Origin of the sequence: Arthrobacter sp. HY1533, assembly GCF_027568515.1 — a bacterium.
GTDB lineage: Bacteria > Actinomycetota > Actinomycetes > Actinomycetales > Micrococcaceae > Specibacter.
In genome coordinates this window covers 49,255-68,907 of record NZ_JANKZF010000018.1, presented here as the reverse complement: position 1 = coordinate 68,907, position 19,653 = coordinate 49,255, and the positions used below count along the sequence as shown (strand labels likewise).

The 19,653-nt window shown below is 67.6% G+C and carries 20 protein-coding genes; 17 read left to right on the top strand and 3 right to left on the bottom strand.

From position 1 onward, the window contains the following. Positions 1-11: 11 nt before the first annotated feature. Entirely contained in the window at positions 12-485 is a 474-nt protein-coding gene (locus PCK14_RS14145; protein ID WP_269939144.1) for a MarR family winged helix-turn-helix transcriptional regulator, read from the bottom strand. A 70-nt stretch (positions 486-555) separates the two neighbouring features. Between PCK14_RS14145 and PCK14_RS14140 the strand changes: the two genes are divergently transcribed. The 7 genes from PCK14_RS14140 to dapF all read left to right on the top strand — a co-directional run bounded on the left by PCK14_RS14140 (position 556) and on the right by dapF (position 7,702). After that, positions 556-777: a DUF3046 domain-containing protein gene (locus PCK14_RS14140; RefSeq protein ID WP_269939143.1), complete on the top strand. Its 222-nt coding sequence runs from the start codon at positions 556-558 to the stop codon at positions 775-777. A gap of 355 nt (positions 778-1,132) precedes the next feature. Continuing rightward, positions 1,133-2,185 carry a recombinase RecA gene (gene recA / locus PCK14_RS14135; RefSeq protein WP_269939142.1) on the top strand — a complete coding sequence of 351 codons (1,053 nt, stop codon included), beginning with the start codon at positions 1,133-1,135 and terminating at the stop codon, positions 2,183-2,185. A gap of 8 nt (positions 2,186-2,193) precedes the next feature. Beyond that, complete coding sequence (locus PCK14_RS14130; protein WP_269939141.1) at positions 2,194-2,718, top strand: regulatory protein RecX; 525 nt, start codon at positions 2,194-2,196, stop codon at positions 2,716-2,718. A gap of 71 nt (positions 2,719-2,789) precedes the next feature. Next, positions 2,790-4,097, top strand: a complete 1,308-nt coding sequence (locus PCK14_RS14125) for a lytic transglycosylase domain-containing protein (protein WP_269939140.1) — start codon at positions 2,790-2,792, stop codon at positions 4,095-4,097. A 192-nt stretch (positions 4,098-4,289) separates the two neighbouring features. Beyond that, complete coding sequence (gene miaB / locus PCK14_RS14120) at positions 4,290-5,780, top strand: tRNA (N6-isopentenyl adenosine(37)-C2)-methylthiotransferase MiaB (protein ID WP_442864733.1); 1,491 nt, start codon at positions 4,290-4,292, stop codon at positions 5,778-5,780. Continuing rightward, the gene (gene miaA / locus PCK14_RS14115) at positions 5,777-6,706 is read left to right on the top strand and encodes a tRNA (adenosine(37)-N6)-dimethylallyltransferase MiaA (protein ID WP_269939139.1); all 930 of its coding nucleotides are present in this window, start codon (positions 5,777-5,779) and stop codon (positions 6,704-6,706) included. The genes miaB and miaA overlap by 4 nt, the downstream gene beginning before the upstream one ends. Before the next feature lie 75 nt (positions 6,707-6,781). Continuing rightward, positions 6,782-7,702, top strand: a complete 921-nt coding sequence (gene dapF, locus PCK14_RS14110) for a diaminopimelate epimerase (RefSeq protein ID WP_269939138.1) — start codon at positions 6,782-6,784, stop codon at positions 7,700-7,702. Here dapF and PCK14_RS14105 read toward each other — a convergent pair. Continuing rightward, complete coding sequence (locus tag PCK14_RS14105) at positions 7,699-8,328, bottom strand: class I SAM-dependent methyltransferase (RefSeq protein WP_269939181.1); 630 nt, start codon at positions 8,326-8,328, stop codon at positions 7,699-7,701. The genes dapF and PCK14_RS14105 overlap by 4 nt on opposite strands. 197 nt (positions 8,329-8,525) lie before the next feature. Here PCK14_RS14105 and hflX point away from each other — a divergent pair, with 197 nt between their 5' ends. Next, positions 8,526-10,193 (top strand): GTPase HflX, encoded by a 1,668-nt coding sequence (hflX, locus tag PCK14_RS14100; RefSeq protein ID WP_269939137.1) that lies wholly within the window; start codon positions 8,526-8,528, stop codon positions 10,191-10,193. Continuing rightward, entirely contained in the window at positions 10,186-12,213 is a 2,028-nt protein-coding gene (locus PCK14_RS14095; RefSeq protein ID WP_269939136.1) for an ATP-dependent DNA helicase, read from the top strand. The genes hflX and PCK14_RS14095 overlap by 8 nt, the downstream gene beginning before the upstream one ends. A gap of 70 nt (positions 12,214-12,283) precedes the next feature. On the opposite strand, the gene lexA is transcribed toward PCK14_RS14095, so the two are convergent. Further along, the gene (gene lexA / locus PCK14_RS14090; RefSeq protein ID WP_442864729.1) at positions 12,284-13,027 is read right to left on the bottom strand and encodes a transcriptional repressor LexA; all 744 of its coding nucleotides are present in this window, start codon (positions 13,025-13,027) and stop codon (positions 12,284-12,286) included. A gap of 274 nt (positions 13,028-13,301) precedes the next feature. On the opposite strand from lexA, the gene PCK14_RS14085 reads away from it, so the two are divergent. The 8 genes from PCK14_RS14085 (at position 13,302) to PCK14_RS14050 (ending at position 19,644) form a co-directional block, all read left to right on the top strand. Beyond that, positions 13,302-13,751 carry a LysM peptidoglycan-binding domain-containing protein gene (locus PCK14_RS14085; protein ID WP_269939135.1) on the top strand — a complete coding sequence of 150 codons (450 nt, stop codon included), beginning with the start codon at positions 13,302-13,304 and terminating at the stop codon, positions 13,749-13,751. Between the two features lie 72 nt (positions 13,752-13,823). Continuing rightward, positions 13,824-14,921, top strand: a complete 1,098-nt coding sequence (locus tag PCK14_RS14080) for a histidinol-phosphate transaminase (protein ID WP_269939134.1) — start codon at positions 13,824-13,826, stop codon at positions 14,919-14,921. Between the two features lie 180 nt (positions 14,922-15,101). Further along, on the top strand, positions 15,102-15,722 hold the full coding sequence (hisB, locus tag PCK14_RS14075; RefSeq protein ID WP_269939133.1) for an imidazoleglycerol-phosphate dehydratase HisB: 621 nt from the start codon (positions 15,102-15,104) through the stop codon (positions 15,720-15,722). Continuing rightward, a complete protein-coding gene (gene hisH, locus PCK14_RS14070) occupies positions 15,719-16,408 on the top strand; it encodes an imidazole glycerol phosphate synthase subunit HisH (protein ID WP_269939132.1) in 690 nt (229 codons plus the stop codon). The genes hisB and hisH overlap by 4 nt, the downstream gene beginning before the upstream one ends. Then, the gene (locus PCK14_RS14065) at positions 16,408-16,557 is read left to right on the top strand and encodes a hypothetical protein (protein WP_269939131.1); all 150 of its coding nucleotides are present in this window, start codon (positions 16,408-16,410) and stop codon (positions 16,555-16,557) included. Before hisH ends, PCK14_RS14065 begins: the two co-directional genes overlap by 1 nt. A 78-nt stretch (positions 16,558-16,635) precedes the next feature. Then, positions 16,636-17,370, top strand: a complete 735-nt coding sequence (priA, locus tag PCK14_RS14060) for a bifunctional 1-(5-phosphoribosyl)-5-((5-phosphoribosylamino)methylideneamino)imidazole-4-carboxamide isomerase/phosphoribosylanthranilate isomerase PriA (RefSeq protein ID WP_269939130.1) — start codon at positions 16,636-16,638, stop codon at positions 17,368-17,370. A 3-nt stretch (positions 17,371-17,373) separates the two neighbouring features. Next, the gene (locus tag PCK14_RS14055; RefSeq protein WP_269939129.1) at positions 17,374-18,264 is read left to right on the top strand and encodes an SseB family protein; all 891 of its coding nucleotides are present in this window, start codon (positions 17,374-17,376) and stop codon (positions 18,262-18,264) included. Positions 18,265-18,324: 60 nt separating this feature from the next. Continuing rightward, positions 18,325-19,644, top strand: coding sequence for an MFS transporter (locus PCK14_RS14050; protein ID WP_269939128.1), 1,320 nt, complete (start codon positions 18,325-18,327; stop codon positions 19,642-19,644). Positions 19,645-19,653: the final 9 nt, after the last annotated feature.

The following is a 19,653-nucleotide window of genomic DNA, read 5'->3' as shown; positions in this document are numbered from 1 at the left end:
TGCCCGGCAGCTCAGCGCACGTAGTCGGAGTTCAGCTTGGCCAGCAGTGTGGCCAGGGAGGTGAGCTCGGACTCGTCCCAGTTCTCCAGGCGCTCATGGAAGGCGCGCTGCCGGCCCTGGTGCACCGAGCGCATCTTCTCGCGCCCGGCATCCGTCAGGTCAATGAGCTGGGCGCGGCCATCCCGGGGGTCGGTGGTGCGCAGCACCAGGCCCAGGCTGGCCAGCAACGTGATCTGCCGGCTCACCGAAGGCTTGCCCACCCCAATGTGCCGGGCCAGCTCGGTCAGGCGCATGGCACCCTGGTTGAGCAGAGCCGACAGCAGCCCGTAGGCGGCCGGCTCAATGTCGGGGTGCACGCTGCGGGTCAGCTGGTGGTTGATGGCGCGGGCGCGGCGCCAGAGCAGGCTCAGCTGGACATCCAGGACCTCAATGGCGGCGAGCTTTTCGTCACTGGCCGGCGGCTGTTCCGCGGCAATAGTTCTCATGCCACAATTCTAGGCTCATGCAGCCGCCGCCGTGCCTGCCGCGGGCCCCTGGCCGTGCGAGAATGGCAGGGTGCGTGTAAGCGAATTTTGGCGATTGATGGATGACGAATTCAGCCCCTCCTACTCCCGGGTCCTGGCCCGGGACCTGGTGCTGGGCGGCGTGGGCGGCAACACCGCCAGCGAGGCCCTGCGCGCAGGCTTTGAGCCGCGCGAGATCTGGCTGGAGGTGTGCCGCGTCCAGGACGTCCCGCAGGCCAGGTGGCTGGGCCGGGACATCGCCCCCAAAAACTGACCCACGCAGCGGCCGCGACACGCCGACGCCCCGGCGGTCCATGTTCGAATATCTATTCGATGAGCGCTACACTTGATATCAGTGGCGCCTGTGGACTGCAGAAGAAAGTTCTCCACAGTTTTTCACCCTGGGCGTGGAAGACGGCGACAATGTCAGACCCTTGAACTAGCGTTTGAATATCGGAAGAAGCCCGCGGGCCCATTCCACCAGCAGCACGCCGGGCCACCGGCACGCACGCAAAGAATGCCCAAGTCCACATGGCGGGGGCATTGCAACTGAACAAGCAACCGCCGCAGTGCCAACCGCACAGCAGTGCGGGCCGGAAACGGCACTCAATGAAAGACCGAGGTGAATCATGGCCGCTCCCGCAGACCGTGAAAAAGCGCTGGCAGCAGCACTGGCCCAGATTGACAAGCAGTTTGGCAAGGGCTCCGTCATGCGCCTGGGCGACGACGTCAGGGCGCCCATTGAAGTGATCCCCACCGGCTCCATCGCCCTGGATGTGGCCCTGGGCATTGGCGGACTGCCCCGCGGCCGTGTTGTTGAGATCTATGGACCGGAATCCTCCGGTAAGACCACGGTGGCACTGCACGCGGTGGCCAACGCGCAGAAGAACGGCGGCATTGCCGCGTTCATCGACGCCGAGCATGCCCTGGACCCCGAATACGCCGCCAAGCTGGGTGTCGACGTGGACGCCCTCCTGGTCTCCCAGCCGGACACCGGCGAGCAGGCCCTGGAAATCATGGACATGCTGGTGGGCTCCGGCTCCATCGACGTGGTGGTCATTGACTCCGTGGCTGCACTGGTGCCCCGCGCGGAAATCGAAGGCGACATGGGCGACAGCCACGTGGGCCTGCAGGCGCGCCTCATGAGCCAGGCGCTGCGAAAGATCACCGGACGCCTGAGCCAGACCAAGACCACAGCCATCTTCATCAACCAGCTGCGTGAGAAGATCGGTGTGTTCTTCGGCAGCCCGGAAACCACCACCGGTGGCAAGGCGCTGAAGTTCTACGCCTCCATCCGCATCGACGTCCGCCGCATCCAGACCCTGAAGGAAGGTGCCGACGCCGTCGGCAACCGCACCAAGGCCAAGATCGTCAAGAACAAGATGGCCCCGCCCTTCAAGATCGCCGAGTTCGACATTATCTACGGCCAGGGCATTTCGCGTGAAGGCGGAATCATCGACATGGGCGTGGAGCACGGCATCATCCGCAAGTCCGGTTCCTGGTACACCTACGACGGCGACCAGCTGGGCCAGGGCATGGAGAACTCCCGCCGCTTCCTCAAGGACAACCCCGAGCTGACCGAGGAACTCGAACGCCTCATCAAGGCAAAGCTTGGCGTCGGCGTCATCGCCGAGCCCGCGGCCGAGGAAGCTCCCAAGCTCAAGGCCGTCGACGGCTTCTAGGGCGCTGCATGAACACCCGACGCCCCGCTCCGGAGCTGGACCCCGACGCCAACCCGGCGGCGGTGGCCAGGACCATCCTGCTGCGCCAGCTGACCAACTCGGCCAAGAGCCGGCACCAGCTGGCGCAGAAGCTGGCCGAGCGCCACATCCCCGAGGATGTGGCGTCGGCCGTGCTGGACCGCTTCGAGGAAGTCAAGCTCATTGACGACGCCGAATTCGCCCGGGAATGGGTGCGCAGCCGGTCCACGTACAAGTCCCTGGCAAGGGGCGCACTGCGGCGCGAGCTCGCCGAAAAAGGCATCGACCCCGAGCTTGCCGAGGAGGCCCTGGAGCAGGTTGACGAGGACACCGAGCGCAGCCAGGCCCGCGACCTCGTCCGACGCAAGCTGCGCCCCGGCATGGACCTGGGGGACCGCGCCGAACGTGACAAGTACACGCGCCGCTGGGTTGCCATGCTGGCCCGCAAGGGCTTCAACCCCTCCATCTCCTTCCACATTGTGGGGGAGGTCATCGAGGAGAGCCTCGGCGATTGATGCGGCCATTGTGCCGTGCCAGGCTGCCGAAACGGCGCACAATCGCCAACAAACCGCTAAGCTGGCGGCATATGAGCAAGCACAGCAGCCCTATCCGCCACTTCCTGGCCGTCGCAGTGACGGCCGGTTTTTTGCTCGCCTCCGGCATCGCCGCCCTGCCGGCCGCCGCGGAGGAGGGTCCGCCGTCGGGCTTTCCCAGCTGGGCCGACGTCGAAGCGGCCAAGGGCAACGCGGCCGCCACCGCCGCGGAGGTTGCCAACATCAACGGCCTGCTGGACTCTCTTGAGGACAAGGCCGGCGAGCTCGGCGCGTCAGCCGTCAAGGCCGGTGCCAGCCTGGCCCTGACCCAGCGCAGGCTCGACGCCGCCACGGCCGAGGTCCAGCTCCTGAACGCCCAGAGCCGGCAGGCCGCCGGCGAAGCGGCACAGTACAAGAAGGACGCCGTGGCTGTCGCCGTGCAAAGCTACAAGACAGGCGGGGCCGGCCTGGGATTGTTTGCGGCCATCGCCGCGCTGGAATCGCCGGAGAACCTCAACGGCGTGGACATGATGCACCAGGTGGGCGAGCAGGCCGCCGTCAAGCAGGCCAGGGCCAGTGAGGCGCAGGCCGCGTCGGCAGCCCTGGAAAAGACCCGCGCCAAGGCCCAGCAGGCGCAGGCGGAATTGACCGCCGAGGCCAAGGCCGCCAGCGACGCGGCCGTGGCCGCCCAGGCCGCCGTCACGGCGCAGCTTGAAGCGAAGAAGGCCCAGGGTGCCACGCTCACCGCGCAGCTTGCCTCCCTGAACAACACCACAGTGGCCGTTGAGGCCCAATTCCGCCAGGGCCAGGAAGCCCTGGCTGCCTACAACCAGGCGCAGGAGGCCAAGCGCAAGGCCGCCGAGGAGGCCGCCCGCCGGGCCGCCGAACAGCAGCAGCAGGCGCCGGCGCCTGCCCCGAATCCGGGCATCCCCAACCCTGGCAACCCCAACCCGGGCAACCCCAACCCCGGCCCGGCCCCCGTGGACCCCAACCCCGGCGACGGCTACATTCCCGTGGACGTGCTCCTGCCCAACATCCCCGGCGGTGCCGTAAACGATCCCGCCGGCGCCAAGGCCTACGCCCAGGGCAGGCTCGGCGCCTATGGCTGGGCACCCTCGGAGTTCTCCTGCCTGAACATGCTGTGGGAGCGTGAATCCAACTGGCGCACCAATGCCACCAATCCCTCCAGCGGCGCCTACGGCATTGCCCAGTCCCTGCCGCCCGGAAAGTACGCCTCCGCAGGCTCCGATTGGCTCACCAACTACCGCACCCAGATCGAATGGGGCCTGGGCTACATCAAATACCGCTACGGTTCGCCCTGCGGCGCCTGGGGCCACTCGCAGTCCGTCGGCTGGTACTGAGAACCGCACCGTCAATGCCGGCGGGTGGTTTAGCCGTTCCGCCGCCGCAGGTCTTAAGCTGGTTCGGTGAGCCTGATCCAAGACAGCGTTGATACGTCCGCACCAGCATCCAGCACCTCCGCAGCCGGCACCCCCGCGAAAGGTGCGTCCGGCGCCGCGCGCACCTACCAGGTGCGCACCTACGGCTGCCAGATGAACGTCCACGACTCCGAGCGCATGGCCGGTCTTCTGGAGACAGCGGGCCTGGTCGCCTTCGATGACGCCGGCGGCACGGGCGAGCTTGACGGCCACGGCCAGCCCGTGGGGCCCAGCCCCGACGTGGTGGTCTTCAACACCTGCGCCGTCCGCGAGAACGCCGACAACAAGCTCTACGGCAACCTGGGCATGCTGGCGCACGTCAAGGAGTCCAACCCCGGCATGCAGATTGCCGTGGGCGGGTGCCTGGCGCAAAAGGACCGTGACACGATCCAGAAGCGCGCCCCCTGGGTGGACGTGGTCTTTGGCACCCACAATGTCGGCGCCCTGCCCGTGCTGTTGGAGCGCGCCCGCCACAACGCGGACGCCCAGCTGGAAATCCTGGAATCCCTTGACGTGTTCCCCTCCACGCTGCCCACCAAGCGCGACTCCGTGTACTCGGGCTGGGTCTCCATCTCCGTGGGCTGCAACAACACCTGCACCTTCTGCATCGTGCCCTCCCTGCGCGGCAAGGAACGCGACCGCCGACCCGGTGAAATCCTCGCCGAAATCCAGGCCCTCGTGGACGACGGGGCCATCGAGGTCACGCTGCTGGGACAGAACGTGAACTCCTACGGTGTCGAGTTCGGCGACCGCCTGGCCTTTGGCAAGCTGCTGCGCGCCTGCGGGCAGATCCAGGGCCTGGAACGCGTCCGCTTCACGAGCCCGCACCCGGCTGCCTTCACCGACGACGTCATCGCCGCCATGGCCGAAACCCCCAATGTCATGCCCCAGCTGCACATGCCGCTGCAGTCCGGCTCCGACAAGGTCCTCAAGGACATGCGCCGCTCCTACCGCTCCGCCAAGTTCCTGGGCATCCTTGACAAGGTCCGCGAGCAGATGCCGCACGCCGCCATCTCCACCGACATCATCGTGGGCTTCCCCGGCGAGACCGAGGAGGACTTCGCGGCAACGCTGGACGTGGTCGAAAAGTCCCGTTTCGCCACCGCGTTCACCTTCCAGTACTCCAAGCGCCCCGGCACCCCCGCGGCGGACCTCCCGGACCAGCTGCCCAAGGAAGTGGTCCAGGAGCGCTTCCTGCGCCTGACCGCGCTGCAGGACCGGATCGCCGCCGAGGAGAACGCCAAGCAGGTGGGCCGCGAGGTCGAGGTCATGGTCACGGCGGACTCCGGACGCAAGGCCACCGAAACGAACCGCCTGTCCGGCCGCGCCCAGGACCAGCGCCTGGTCCACTTCAGCGTCCCCGACGGCGCCGAAGCGCCGCGCCCCGGCGACCTGGTCACCGTCACCATCACCGAGGCCGCGGCCTTCCACCTCGTGGCGGACCCCACCCCGGCCGACTACAGGCTGCGACGCTCCCGTGCCGGGGACGCCTGGGACCTGGCGCAGGCCGAGTCCTGCGGCGTGCCCGTTGCCAGCGGCACGTCCGACGGCGTGCGGCCCAGCGTGAGCCTGGGCATGCCCTCGCTGCCGGTCCGCACCACGTGAGCGAAGGCTCTTCGTCCCTGCCCCTCGTGGCGATCGTGGGCCCCACCGGTTCCGGCAAGTCGGAGCTTGCTCTGCAACTGGCCGAACGGTTCGGCGGCGAGGCCGTCAACGCCGACTCCATGCAGTTCTACCGCGGCATGGACATTGGCACGGCCAAGCTGCCCGAAGCCGAACGCAGGGGCATCCCGCACCACCTCATGGACTTCCTGGGCGTCCGGGAGGACACCACTGTTGCGGCGTTCCAGCACATGGCACGGACCGCCATCGCGGACATTCGCTCCCGCGGAAGGCTGCCCATCCTGGTGGGCGGCTCCGGGCTCTACAACAGGGCCGCCATCGATGTCCTCGAGTTCCCCGGCACGGACCCGGCGGTGCGTGCTGCCCTGGAACACGAACTCGAACTCAGGGGATTGCCCGTCCTCATGGCCCGGCTGCAGGACGTGGACCCGGTGTCGGCCGAACGCATTGGGGACGCCAAGCGCGTGGTGCGCGCCCTGGAGGTCTTTGAGCTCACGGGCCGGCCCTTCAGCTCCTTCATGCCCGAGCGCCAATACGTCGTGCCGACCATCCAGATCGGCCTCAACGGCGACCGGGCCGAACTTCACGGGCGGTTGGCCGCCCGCGTGCACGGCATGGTCGATGCCGGGCTCATGGACGAGGTGGCCTCGCTCATCCCGGAAGGACTGCGGGAGGGGCGCACGGCACGCAAGGCCCTGGGCTACGAACAGTTCCTGCGCGTGCTGGACGGCGAATCCACCGTGGCCCGGGCCAGCGAGGAAACCATCGTGGCAACGCGGCAGTTTGCCCGCCGACAGATCACCTGGTTCCGGGCGGACCCGCGCGTGCAATGGCTCGACTGGTCACAGGCCGGGCTCGGCGGTGCCGCGGAGGCACTTGTGGCCAACTCCGGCGTGGCCGGCGCCTAGGCAGGCCCCGCGCAGGCGGGCCGGACGGGGCAGCCCGGTGCCGGCGTCGTGCGTGGCGTGCCTTAGCATTGATGCATGACTTATGGCACACCTTCCCTGACAGGCATGCGCTTTTCCAAAGGCCATGGCACCGGCAACGACTTTGTCCTGCTGGCGGATCCGGAAGGTGTCCGCGGGCTGTCGCCGGAGCAGGTTGCCGGCCTGTGCGACCGCCGCCGCGGCATTGGCGGCGACGGCCTGATCCGCGCCGTACCCTCCCGCCACCTGCCCGAGGGCACGGCCGTGCTTGAGGAGAACCCTGGCGCGGAATGGTTCATGGACTACTACAACTCCGACGGCTCCCTCTCGGAAATGTGCGGCAACGGCGTGCGGGTGTTCGTGCACTTCCTGGTCACCCAGGGACTTGTTTCCCTTGACGCCGGCCAGGAGCTCGCCATCGGCACCCGCGGCGGCGTCAAGGTGGTTGCCCGCACAGCGGACGGCTACCGCGTCGACATGGGCCCCTGGGCGTTCATCCACCCGCAGGAAGCCACGGAAAGCGGCAGCGACTCCCTCGTCGAGGCGGCAGGGCTTGAGGTGGCGCGGCCGGCAGTGTCCATCACCATGGGCAACCCGCACACAGTGGTGGCGCTGGCCAACCTTGAGGAACTTGCCGGCACGAACCTCACCACCGCCCCGGCCGTCACCCCGCTGCCGCCGCACGGCACCAATGTGGAATTCGCCGTGCCCGCCGAGCCGCTCGTGGTGGACGACGTCGGGCACATCAGCATGCGCGTCCACGAACGCGGCGTGGGGGAGACCCTGTCGTGCGGCACGGGCGCCTGCGCGGCGGCCGCCGCAACCCGCTTCTGGGCCGGTGCCGGGGCACCCAACGACTGGGCCGTGGCCGTTCCCGGCGGGGTAGTTGGCGTACGCTTCTTCCCCGGAGCCGGTGGCCGCGAGCATGTTGAGCTCAGCGGGCCGGCCGTGATTGTCGCCGAGGGCGTGCTGGCCTAGGGCTTGGTGCGGGTGACGTGCAGGATCCGGAACGCCTTGTTCGTCGAGTGGCGGACAACCGTGAAGCCGGCCTCGGGGAACCGTTCGCCCAGCTCGGCCGCAATCCAACGCTGCAGCGAGTCCGAACCCAGGTTCTTTTGCACCACAAGGTAGGCGCTGCCGTTGTGGGCCAGGCGGGGCAGCCACATGAGCAGGATCGAGTGCAGTTCTTCCTTGCCCACCCGGATGGGCGGGTTGGACCAGATGGTGTCGAAGCGCACGTCAGGGTCGACGTCCTCCGGCGTTGAGGCATGCACATTGCCCAGGCCGAGCGCCGCGGCGTTCTCGCGCGTGAGCTCGATGGAACGCTCATTGACGTCCACGGCGTAGACGGTGGCCGCGGGGGAGTGCAGGGCAAGGCTCAGGGCGATCGGGCCCCAGCCGCAGCCAATGTCGAGCAAATTTCCCTCCGCGGCGGGCAGGGGAGCCTCGTTGAGCAGGATGGTGGTGCCCTTGTCAACGCCGTCGGGGCTGAAGATGCCCCCGGCCGTCTGGAGGCTTCGCTCCTCGCCGGCCAGAACCACGCTGAGCGGGCGGCGCTTCATCGGCGTGGACGGTTGTGAACTGAAGTAATGATCTGCACCCATAGTCATGCCAGATTAGTGCGCAATTGCCCCGATGTGTAACTCGGCATGCCCAAGACCGGGGCCGGAAGTGTGCCGGCCTGTGCCGCCCGGCCCTGCGCCGGAGCCGCCGAAAGTGAATTATCCACAGGAAAGGGGCGCCAAAGGTGTGCGTGTGGGCGGGCCGGACTACGATTGAAGCAAGCGCCTATAAGGAGAACATGTCCAACGCACCTGCACACAACAGTTCCGACGACAACACGCTGCCTGCGCACGGCAGCCACGGAACATCGGACCACGGCACGGAAGAGCCGGGCCAGGAGCTGTCCGCCGCCGAAATTGAGGCCGTGATCGACCGCATCCTGGCCAAGGATGCGGCAGCCGGCCGGGCCGCCCGCACCGACAGCGACATCGAGGCACAGGACCCGCACGGCGGCACGCCGTCCGGACGGCCGCTGGCCGGAACCGCGCAGGCCGTGTCCGCGCTGGACTTCCAGCACAGCCGCTTCGACGGTGACCAGTCAGATCTTGCCGACCGAAACGCCCTGCGGCGCCAGGGCCAGGCCAGCCTTTCCACGGAACTCGAGGACGTCACCGAGGTTGAGTACCGCCAGCTGCGCCTGGAGCGCGTTGTCCTGGCCGGCCTGTGGTCCCAGGGCACCATGGCGGATGCCGAAAACTCCCTGCGCGAACTGGCTGCGCTGGCCGAGACCGCCGGCTCCGAGGTCCTTGACGGCCTGGTCCAGCGCCGTGCCAAGCCGGACCCCGCCACCTACCTGGGCCAGGGCAAGGCCCAGGAACTCAAGGACATTGTCCACGCCACCGGCGCCGACACCGTCATCATCGACGGCGACCTTGCCCCTTCGCAGCGCCGCACCCTGGAGGAAGTCGTCAAGGTCAAGGTCATTGACCGCACGGCCCTGATCCTGGACATCTTTGCCCAGCACGCCCAGTCCCGTGAGGGCCGGGCACAGGTGGAACTGGCCCAGATGGAATACCTCCTGCCGCGACTGCGCGGCTGGGGCGAGTCCATGTCCCGCCAGGCCGGCGGCCGCGTCGGTGCTGCCGGCGGCGGCATCGGCTCGCGTGGTCCCGGTGAAACGAAGATGGAACTGGACCGGCGCAAGATCCGCACCCGCATGGCCAAGCTGCGCCGCGAGATTGCCGCCATGCGCCCTGCCCGCGAAACCAAGCGGGCCAACCGCAAGCGCAACAGCGTGCCCTCGGTGGCCATTGCCGGATACACGAACGCCGGCAAGTCCTCGCTGCTGAACCGCCTGACCGACGCCGGCGTGCTGGTGGAGAACGCACTGTTCGCCACGCTGGATCCCACCGTGCGCAAGACCGAGACCTCCGACGGCCTGGGCTACACGCTCGTGGACACCGTGGGCTTTGTGCGTTTCCTGCCCACCCAGCTCGTCGAGGCCTTCCGCTCAACGCTGGAGGAGGTGGCGGATGCCGATTTGATCCTGCACATTGTGGACGCCTCCCACCCCGACCCCGAGGGGCAGATTGCCGCCGTCCGGACCGTGTTTGGTGAGGTCGGGGCCCTGCAGATCCCGGAAATCATCATCCTGAACAAGGCCGACATCGCCGACCCCTTCGTCGTCGAGCGGCTGCGCCAGCGCGAGCCGCGCACTGTGGTGGTCTCCGCCCGCACCGGGCTGGGCATCGAGGAACTGCTCGAGGCCATCCGTGAAGGCATCCCGCACCCCAGCGTCACGCTGAAGCTGCTGGTTCCCTACGACCGCGGCGACTTGCTGAACAAGCTGCACGGCAACGACGCTGAAATCATCAGCCTGGAACATGGTGAGCACGGCACGCTGGCCGAGGTCCGGGTCCGGGAAGACCTCGCAGCCGAAGTGGAGCCGTTCATCCAGCATGACTGAGCGTGAACTTACCACCCAGGCACTGGAACTGCTGGACCGTGCCGTGGAGGCCATGGGTGGCCAGCGCCGCGACGGGCAGCATGAAATGGTCCGGCGCGTGGTTGAGGCCATCGAAACCGGCGACCACCTGCTGGTCCAGGCCGGCACCGGCACGGGCAAGTCACTGGCCTACCTGATTCCGCTGATAGTCAACGCGCTCACGAGCGACAAGCCCGCCGTCGTGGCCACGGCAACGCTGGCCCTGCAGGCGCAGATTGTGGGCCGGGACGTGCCGCGCCTCTTGGCTGCCCTGGAACCGGTGTTGCCGAGGCACATTGAGGTGGCCCTGGTCAAGGGCCGCAGCAACTACGTCTGCAAGCAAAAGCTCGGCGGCGGCTTCCCCACGGAAGACACGGGGGAGGGAGCGCTCTTCTCTCTGGGTGAGGACACGAGCGTCGCCCACCTGCCCGGGGCGGGCACCGGCCCCACCTCCCAGCTGGGCAAGGAAGTCGTTCGGCTCCGCGACTGGGCACAGGACACGGAAACGGGGGACCGCGACGAACTGGTCCCCGGCGTGACGGACCGTGCCTGGCGGCAGGTCTCGGTCACCTCCATGGAGTGCCTGGGTGCCCAAAAGTGCCCCCTGGCCACCGAATGCTTCTCCGAGCTGGCCCGCGCACGAGGCGCCGAGGCCGACATCGTGGTGACCAACCACGCCATGCTGGCCATCAGCGCCTTCGAGGGCATTGCCGTGCTCCCCGACTATGACGTTGTGGTGGTTGACGAGGCCCATGAACTGCAGGACCGGGTGACCGGTGCCGTCTCAGGACAGCTGTCGGTGCAAATGGTCCAGGCCGCAGCCTCCAGCACCCGCAAGCACACAGGTGTTCCGGTTGACGCCCTCCAGGGTGGCGCCGCAGCCCTTGACCTGGCCCTGGCCGGAACCCCGGAAGGGCTCATGCCCAACGGGCTCAACGACACCCAGTCCCAGGCCGTTGAACAGGTGCGCGACGCCGCACGCGCGGCCCTGTCCGATTCCAAGCCCGACGGCAACGCGGCCGTGGACGGCGGCCGCTCGATCGCCCGCTCACGCCTGAACCTGGTCTTCGACCTGTGCGAACGGCTGCTGGGTGCCAACGATGAGGGCGAGGTTGTGTGGGCCTCCCGCCCCGGCACCTTTGCCCCCGGCAAGGGCTACCAGAAGGCCGACGACAGCGAGCCCGCCGTCATCAACATCGCCCCGCTGAGCGTGGCCATGAAACTGCGCGAGGGGCTCTTTGCTGACCGCACAGTGGTGCTCACCTCGGCCACCCTGGCCATCGGCGAGTCGTTCCAGGCCACCGCCGGCGGGCTCGGCCTGCTGGGCCCCAGCGCACCCAAGTGGACGGGGGCCGACGTCGGATCCCCCTTCGACTACCCCAAGCAGGGCATGCTGTACGTGGCTGCGCACCTGCAAAAGCCGGGCTTCGGCACCTCGCCCGAGCAGCTGGATGAACTGGCCGCCCTCATCACCGCCGCGGGTGGCGGAACACTGGCACTGTTCTCATCCCGCCGGGCCGCGGAGGATGCGGCAGCCAAGCTGCGCAAGACCCTCAAGGTCAAGATCCTGTGCCAGGGCGACTCGTCCATGTCCGGGCTCATCAAGGAGTTCGCCGACGAACCGGACACCTGCCTGTTCGGCACCATGTCCCTGTGGCAGGGTGTAGACGTCCAGGGCGCCTCCTGCCGGCTAGTGGTCATCGACAGGATCCCCTTCCCCCGCCCGGACGATCCACTGGTCACGGCCCGGGCCCGGGCCGTGGCCCAAAGTGGCGGGGACGGCTTCATTGCCATCTCGGCAACACACGCCGCCGTGCGCCTGGCCCAGGGCGTGGGCCGGCTGATCCGCTCCAGCAGCGACAGGGGAGTGGTGGCCGTCCTGGACTCCCGCCTCGCCAACGCCAGCTACGGCGGATTCCTGCGTGCGGCGCTCCCGCCGTTCTGGTCCACCAAGGACAGGGCCGTGGCACTGTCCGCGCTCAGCAGGCTTTCGGGCAAGTAGGCACACACAAAAAGGGGCAGGGCCCGGCATCAATGCCGGGCCCTGCCCCTTTTTGTGTATCCGTGTGCCGCTACAGGCTGCGCAGCACCGAGACGACCTTGCCCATGATGGTGGCGTGGTCGCCCAGGATGGGCTCGTAGCGCGTGTTTTGCGGCAGCAGCCATGTGTGGCCGTCGCGCTGGCGGAACGTCTTGACAGTGGCCTCGTCCTCGAGCAGTGCCGCGACGATGTCGCCGTTGTTGGCCGTGGCCTGCTGGCGGACCACCACCCAGTCGCCGTCGCAGATGGCCGCATCGATCATGGAATCACCATGGACCTTGAGCATGAACAGCTCGCCGCTGCCCACAATCTGGCGCGGCAGCGGCATGATGTCATCCACCGACTGGTCGGCCAGGATGGGGCCGCCCGCGGCAATTCGCCCCACGAGCGGCACAAATGCGGTGTCGGAGGAGCTGCTGAGCTCGGCAAAGTTCAGCCCGTTGGAGCTGCGCAGCTGGGCAGGGGCGGACACGCCCTCAATCTCCACCTTGCCGTTGTCCAGGACCAGCGGAATCAGGACCTCCATGGCGCGGGGCCGCTTGGGGTCCCGCCGCAGGTATCCGTGGCGTTCCAGCTGGGTCAGCTGGTGCGTGACACTGGACAGGCTGGCCAGTCCCACCGAGTCCCCAATTTCTCGCATCGAGGGCGGGTAGCCCTTGTCGGCGATGGAGCGCTGGATGCACTCGAGGATCTTCTTCTGCCGCACGGTCAGGCCCTTCATGCCGGCGCGGCTGGGCGCCTGGGGAATGCGGTGCGGTGGTTCTGGAAGCGCCATGGTTCCGGGTTCCTTTCGTGGCTGCCCTGAACAATGTCAGTGCCTGCTGGTGGACTGCTTGTGGGGCCAATCCTTGTTTCTCAAGTTTAAGCCACACAGGCACCGATTTCAAACATTTGTTCTATTTAGTCTTGGCAAGTGTCGTGCATAGGTGCTAAAACTGTTCTAGTAGAAAGATAGAACATACGTTCTATCGAAGATGTGAAGCATGGAACTATGATCCGAGCGGTGCAGTTGGCCTGGATCGTTATCCACGGCGAAAGGACCAGAAGTCATGAATGCAGCAGCCATGAACGCAGGACACTTTGATGTGCGGCCCGCCGGCGGCGTTTTCCGCAGCCCGGCCGCAGTGGCGCAGGGGGCAGCGGCCCGCCCGGCCACCGCAGGAACCGGCCGGATGCAGCTCACCCGGCGCGGCCGTTTTATTCTCCTTGGCCTGCCGGCCCTGGCGGTTGCGGCCGTCATGCTGTTCGCCGCACTGGCCATTGTGCTCGGCTCGGTGGCCTCACCGGCCCAGGCCTCGGCGTCGTACGCACCCATCGACATGGACGACTATGCAGCAGCCGTGACCGTGCTGCAGGGCGACAGCCTGTTCAGCATCGCAGGGGCGGCCGACCCCACCCGCGACGTCCGCGACGTGGTGCGCGACATCGTGGCACTGAACGACCTCGGCAGCGGCGTGCTGCAGGCCGGCCAGCGCCTGTACATCCCCCTCCGCAAGTAGCGGCGCAGGCGGGGGTGTCCGAATGCTGTAACGGTTTCGGACTTTGCCCCGGGCAGCATTTAAGCTGGTGCCATGGACCAGTTTGAACGTTTAGCCCAATTGCCGCTCCGTGACGACCTGCGCGGCCTGCACCCCTACGGCGCCCCCCAGCTGGACGTCCCGGTGCTCCTGAACGTCAACGAAAACACCTTCGGCGTCCCGGCGGATGCCCGCGACGCCATCCTGGCCGCCGTTGCCGCCGAACTGGATGGCCTCAACCGCTACCCGGACCGCGAATTCACCGTGTTGCGCCAGGAACTGGCGGCGTACCTGGGCCACGGCCTGACCGAAGAGAACCTGTGGGCCGCCAACGGCTCCAACGAGGTCCTGCAGCAAGTCCTGCAGGCATTCGGCGGCCCGGGCCGCCGGGTCATGGGCTTCCCTCCCACATACTCCATGTACCCCCTGCTCGCCAGCGGCACCGGAAGCGGCTACGTCGCCGGAGTACGCGCCGACGACTACAGCCTTTCGGCCGAATCGGCAGCAGCCCAGGTCCGCGAGCAGGCGCCCAACATCGTGTTCCTCTGCTCACCCAACAACCCCACGGGCACCGCCCTGGGCCTGGATGTTGTGGAGGCAGTCTACGAGGCCGGCGAAGCATCACAGGCCATCATCATCGTGGACGAGGCCTACGCCGAGTTTGCCCACACCGGAACCCCCAGCGCCCTGAGCCTCCTTGAGGGCAGGCCGCGGCTGGTGGTCTCACGCACCATGAGCAAGGCCTTCGCTCTGGCCGGCGCGCGGCTCGGCTACCTGGCCGCCGCCCCCGAGGTCACCGACGCCCTGCGCCTGGTCCGGCTCCCGTACCACCTCTCCGCCATCACCCAGGCCACGGCCGTTGCCGCGCTGCGCAACTCGGTCTCCCTGCTGGCCAATGTGGAGCAAATCAAGGTGCAGCGCGACCGGATCGTCAACGAGCTCACCGGGCTCGGACTCACGCCTGCCCCCTCCGACTCCAACTTTGTGTTCTTCGGTGGGCTGGAGAACCCCCACGCCGTCTGGGAATCGCTGCTTAGCAAAGGTGTGCTCATCCGCGACGTCGGCATCCCCGGACACCTGCGCGTCACGGCGGGCACGGAAGCCGAAACCAGTGCGTTCCTCACGGGCCTGCGCGCCATCCTCTCCGCCTGACGCCCCAGGGGGCGGCGTCGTCGTCAGGGGCAACTCAGGGGCCACACCTCCGGCCCCGGGACGGTTTGGGCATATCCATGCCCAGCCTCCTAAACTGGTGGTAATCACAATGGACCGTTCGCGTGCCCGCCCCTGCCCTGCAGTGGTCCGGGCGGACACACAATTCGAAGGACAGCGGCAATGACTGAGAGCACTCCCGGCCAGGGACGAACAGCCCGTTTGGAGCGGGCCACGAGCGAATCCAGCGTCATGGTGGAGATCAACCTCGACGGCACCGGCGTGTCAACCATCGACACCTCCGTGCCGTTCTACGACCACATGCTCACGGCCCTGTCCAAGCACTCCCTGATCGACATGAACATCAAGGCCACCGGCGACACCCACATTGACGCCCACCACACAGTGGAGGACGTCGCCATCTCGCTGGGCGAATGCCTCAAGACAGCGCTGGGCAACAAGGCCGGCATCCGCCGCTTCGGCGAAGCCACCGTGCCGCTGGATGAGGCCCTTGCCAATGCCGTGGTGGACGTCTCAGGCCGTCCCTACCTGGTGCATGGCGGCGAGCCTGCCGGCCAGGAATACCACCTGATAGGGGGGCACTTCACCGGCTCCCTGACCCGCCACGTCTTCGAGGCCATCACGCTGCACGCACAGATCTGCCTGCACATGACCGTCATTGCCGGCCGGGACCCGCACCACATCGTTGAGGCCCAGTTCAAGGCCTTTGCCCGCGCCCTGCGCTCCGCCGTCGAGCCGGATCCCCGCGTCTCCGGCATTCCTTCCACGAAGGGCCTTTTGTGAGCTCCGCAGCCACCGAAACAACCGCCAAGCCCACAGTCACCGTCCTGGACTACGGTTCCGGCAATGTGCGCTCGGCCGTGCGCGCCCTGGAGCGCGCAGGCGCCGAGGTCACCCTCAGCGCCAAGCCCGAGGACGTCCTGACCGCTGACGGGCTCGTGGTTCCCGGCGTGGGCGCCTTCGGCTCCGTCATGGCCGAGCTCAAGGCAGTCGACGCACTGCGCATGATCGGGCGCCGCGTTGCCGGCGGCCGGCCAGTGCTGGGCATCTGCGTCGGCATGCAGGTCCTGTTCGAGGCCGGCGTGGAGCACGGCCTGCAGTCCGAAGGCATGGGGGAGTGGCCCGGCACGGTGGAGCTCCTGCCGGCCGAGGTGGTTCCGCACATGGGCTGGAACACCGTCACGGCACCCGAGGGCTCCATGCTCTTTGAGGGCGTGGAGGCGGAGCGCTTCTACTTTGTGCACTCCTACGGCGTGCAGAAGTGGGACTTTGAGGTCCTGCAGCCCAAGATGCGCCCGCCCATGGTGACCTGGTCCGAACACGGTGCCCCGTTCATCGCCGCCGTGGAAAACGGCCCGCTGTGCGCCACCCAGTTCCACCCGGAAAAGTCAGGCGATGCAGGCGCACGCCTGCTGCGCAACTGGGTCCTGTCACTCTCCAAGTCCGCAAGCACCCAGGCGGCGCACTGATGTGGTCGCTGCTTTTGATGGGCCTGGCCGGACTGCTGATCGGCGGCGCCTACACGTTCTACCAGCAGAAGACTGCCCGCTGGATCCCCATCAGCTTTGTGCTGCTCGCCGTCATGTCCCTCGTGGCGGCCTACCTGTTCACCCAGTAGCGCCCGCCCGGGCGCCGGACCACACCGGCAGCGCCACCCGCGCCGCTGCCACACCAAACCACCAACGTTGAGGACCCCATGACCACTCCCATCCTGGAATTGCTGCCCGCCGTCGACGTGGCCTACGGACAGGCAGTGCGCCTTGTCCAGGGCGAGGCCGGCTCGGAAACCAGCTACGGATCGCCCCTGGAAGCAGCCATGAACTGGCAGAACGACGGCGCCGAATGGGTCCACCTGGTCGACCTCGACGCCGCCTTCGGCCGCGGCTCCAACGTGGAGCTGCTGCGTGACATGGTCCAGTCCCTCACGGTCAAGGTTGAGCTGTCCGGCGGCCTGCGCGACGACGCTTCCCTGGAAGCCGCCCTGGAACTCGGCGTGGGCCGCGTCAACCTGGGCACCGCGGCACTGGAAAACCCCGAATGGACCGCCCGCGCGATCGAGCGCTTTGGTGACAAGATCGCCGTCGGCCTTGACGTGCGCGGCACCACCCTGGCCGGCCGCGGCTGGACCAAGGAAGGCGGCGACATCTGGGAGGTCCTGGCCCGCCTGGAGGACGCCGGCTGCACCCGCTACGTGGTCACCGACGTCACCAAGGACGGCACGCTGCGCGGCCCCAATGTGGAGCTGCTGCGCGAAATGTGCACCCGCACCGACAAGCCCGTGGTTGCCTCGGGCGGCATCTCCAGCCTCGAGGACCTGCGCGTGCTGCGCGGACTCGTCGGCGAGGGCGTTGAAGGCGCCATCATCGGCAAGGCCCTGTACTCGGGCCAGTTCACCCTGCCGCAGGCACTGGATGTTGCAGGCCGCCGCTAGCCCATGACCGAGATGCCCAAGAAGCAGCTGCCCGGACACATCGCCGCCGCCCTGGCCGGGGCAGGCGGCAACACCGACTCCGCCGGGCAGCCGTGGGCGGGCCGCGAGTTGCCGTCCGAGGAGAAGTACCACAACTTTGACGCGGACGACGGCGCCATGGACTCCTCCTATGCCGGGGCACTTGCGGCACTCGCCTCGGGGGACGGAACCGAGGCGCAGGTGGTGGCCGCGCTGGCCCACGCCCGCGTCTTCATCCCGATTGTCGCGCAGCTGGCGGAGCAGGAGATTGGCGAGAACGGCCTTGTCTCCGACAAGGAGTCGGACATGGCACTCGTGACGCTCCAGGGCCCCGACGGTCGCAGGGCCCTTCCTGCCTTCTCCCACGCCGAGGCGCTCACCCGGTGGCACCCCGAGGCGCGGCCGGTGGCCGTCTACGCCGCACGTGCGGCACTTTCGGCCGTTGCAGAGGAGGCGCAGCTGCTGGTTCTGGACCCGGGATCGCAGCGTCCCTTCGTGGTCCGCCGACCCGCCATGTGGGCCCTGGCCCAGCAGCATGACTGGGTTCCCAGCTACGCCGATCCCGCCGTGCAACAGGTGCTTGAATCCTCCGTTGCCGCGCTTGGCAACCCCTCCGTGGTCGGCATTTCCGCGGACGCCGGACAGGGCATAGACTCCCTCTGGGACACCCACACTGAACCGTCGGGACGGTTGGTGCGGGGAGGCGGAACCGGACCGGAACTGTGTGTCACCATCACCCTTTTGCCCGGGCTCGACCAGTCCGCTGTCAATGGCGTGCTCGCGGGGCTGCAGGAAATCTGGGCAGCCCAGGAAGTCTTCGCCCAGGGCGTTGACTCCGTCCAGGTCAAGCTCAGGCACCCGCACCCCCAGACGTAACCCCACCACAACGCCGCGCGGCTCCCTTGTGGTGTTTCACAAGAGAGAGTGGTTTCCAACGTGAATTTTGCCGCCTACCGCGAGATCCTCGCGGTTGCGCCCGTGCGCAGGCTGCTCATAGTTGCCATGTTTGCCCGCATTCCCCATGCAGCCGCCGGCGTCCTGCTGACGCTGCACGTGGTGGAGTCCATGAAGTTGGACTTTGCTTCGGCCGGCATGGTGGCGGCGGCCATCACGATCGGCATGGCGTTTGGCGCACCCTGGCGGGGCCGGATGGTGGACATCTACGGACTGCGACGGGCCCTGGTGCCTTCCATCGTTGCCGAGATGACGGTCTGGAGTGTGGCACCATTCCTGAACTTCCAGCTGCTGATCGTGGCGGCACTCATTGGCGGACTCTTTGCCGTGCCGATCTTCTCCGTGGTCCGCCAGGCCCTGGGCGTCATGGTGCCGCCAGAGCAGCGCCGCACGGCCTACGCCCTTGACTCAATGGGCGGGGAAATCACCTTCATGATCGGGCCGGCAGCCGGCGTCATGCTGGCCGCCAACAACACAGTGGTGGGCCTGATCATCATTGGCGTCAGCGCCTCCCTGGCGGGCGTGTTCCTGATGGTCTTCAACCCGCCCACGCGGACAGGCCAGAAGGGATCCCACGTGGCCCTCGGCGCAGAGGATGCCCAACCACACCATGTCGTGGAGGAAGCGCCGGCCCCTGATTTTGCCGGCAAGAACATGGCCGCGCGCTGGTGGGGAAAGACCAGGCACAACGTGCGCTGGGTCAACGTGGCCGTCCTGGCCATCCTGGGCACATCCCTCGGGGCCGGCCTGGTGCTCAGCGGCGTCAATGTCGGCATGGTTGCCCTCATGCGCCACAACGACATGACCAGCGAGTTGGGCATCGTGTTCCTGTTCTGGTGCGGCGCATCCATTGTGGGCGGGGTCATCTACGGCGCGCTCAAGCGCTCCATCAACCCACTGTGGCTTCTGATGGCCATGGCCATCCTGGTCATTCCCATGGGCTTCGCCACGAACGCCCTGACGCTGGGCCTGCTGTCGATCCTGCCCGGGCTGCTGTGCGCCCCCGTGCTGACCTCCAGCGCCGAACACATTGCGGACCTGGTGGCCGAGAAGCGCCGGGGCGAGGCCATGGGCTGGTACGGCACCTCAATGACCATGGGCAGCGCAATGGGATCGCCCTTTGCCGGTTTCATGATTGACCGGATTGGCCCCTGGTCCGGCTTTGCCATCATTGGCGCCATCTGCGGTGTCCTGGCCATCATCGGCCTGCTCGCCATGGCAGCCTGGCGCCGCCGCGGCAACCGCATGGTTGCGGCCGGCGACGAGCAGGATGAGCTCCTCGGCGAGCCCGACCCGGCCTAAGTGCGCCCC

Bases quoted from the DNA above. Each gene is read 5' to 3' on its own strand.
- PCK14_RS14145 (WP_269939144.1), bottom strand. From the start codon at position 485: ATGAGAACTATTGCCGCGGAACAGCCGCCGGCCAGTGACGAAAAGCTC.
- recA (WP_269939142.1), top strand. From the start codon at position 1,133: ATGGCCGCTCCCGCAGACCGTGAAAAAGCGCTGGCAGCAGCACTGGCC.
- PCK14_RS14130 (WP_269939141.1), top strand. From the start codon at position 2,194: ATGAACACCCGACGCCCCGCTCCGGAGCTGGACCCCGACGCCAACCCG.
- PCK14_RS14125 (WP_269939140.1), top strand. From the start codon at position 2,790: ATGAGCAAGCACAGCAGCCCTATCCGCCACTTCCTGGCCGTCGCAGTG.
- miaB (WP_442864733.1), top strand. From the start codon at position 4,290: ATGAACGTCCACGACTCCGAGCGCATGGCCGGTCTTCTGGAGACAGCG.
- dapF (WP_269939138.1), top strand. From the start codon at position 6,782: ATGACTTATGGCACACCTTCCCTGACAGGCATGCGCTTTTCCAAAGGC.
- PCK14_RS14105 (WP_269939181.1), bottom strand. From the start codon at position 8,328: ATGGGTGCAGATCATTACTTCAGTTCACAACCGTCCACGCCGATGAAG.
- hflX (WP_269939137.1), top strand. From the start codon at position 8,526: ATGTCCAACGCACCTGCACACAACAGTTCCGACGACAACACGCTGCCT.
- PCK14_RS14095 (WP_269939136.1), top strand. From the start codon at position 10,186: ATGACTGAGCGTGAACTTACCACCCAGGCACTGGAACTGCTGGACCGT.
- lexA (WP_442864729.1), bottom strand. From the start codon at position 13,027: ATGGCGCTTCCAGAACCACCGCACCGCATTCCCCAGGCGCCCAGCCGC.
- PCK14_RS14085 (WP_269939135.1), top strand. From the start codon at position 13,302: ATGAATGCAGCAGCCATGAACGCAGGACACTTTGATGTGCGGCCCGCC.
- PCK14_RS14080 (WP_269939134.1), top strand. From the start codon at position 13,824: ATGGACCAGTTTGAACGTTTAGCCCAATTGCCGCTCCGTGACGACCTG.
- hisB (WP_269939133.1), top strand. From the start codon at position 15,102: ATGACTGAGAGCACTCCCGGCCAGGGACGAACAGCCCGTTTGGAGCGG.
- PCK14_RS14065 (WP_269939131.1), top strand. From the start codon at position 16,408: ATGTGGTCGCTGCTTTTGATGGGCCTGGCCGGACTGCTGATCGGCGGC.
- priA (WP_269939130.1), top strand. From the start codon at position 16,636: ATGACCACTCCCATCCTGGAATTGCTGCCCGCCGTCGACGTGGCCTAC.
- PCK14_RS14055 (WP_269939129.1), top strand. From the start codon at position 17,374: ATGACCGAGATGCCCAAGAAGCAGCTGCCCGGACACATCGCCGCCGCC.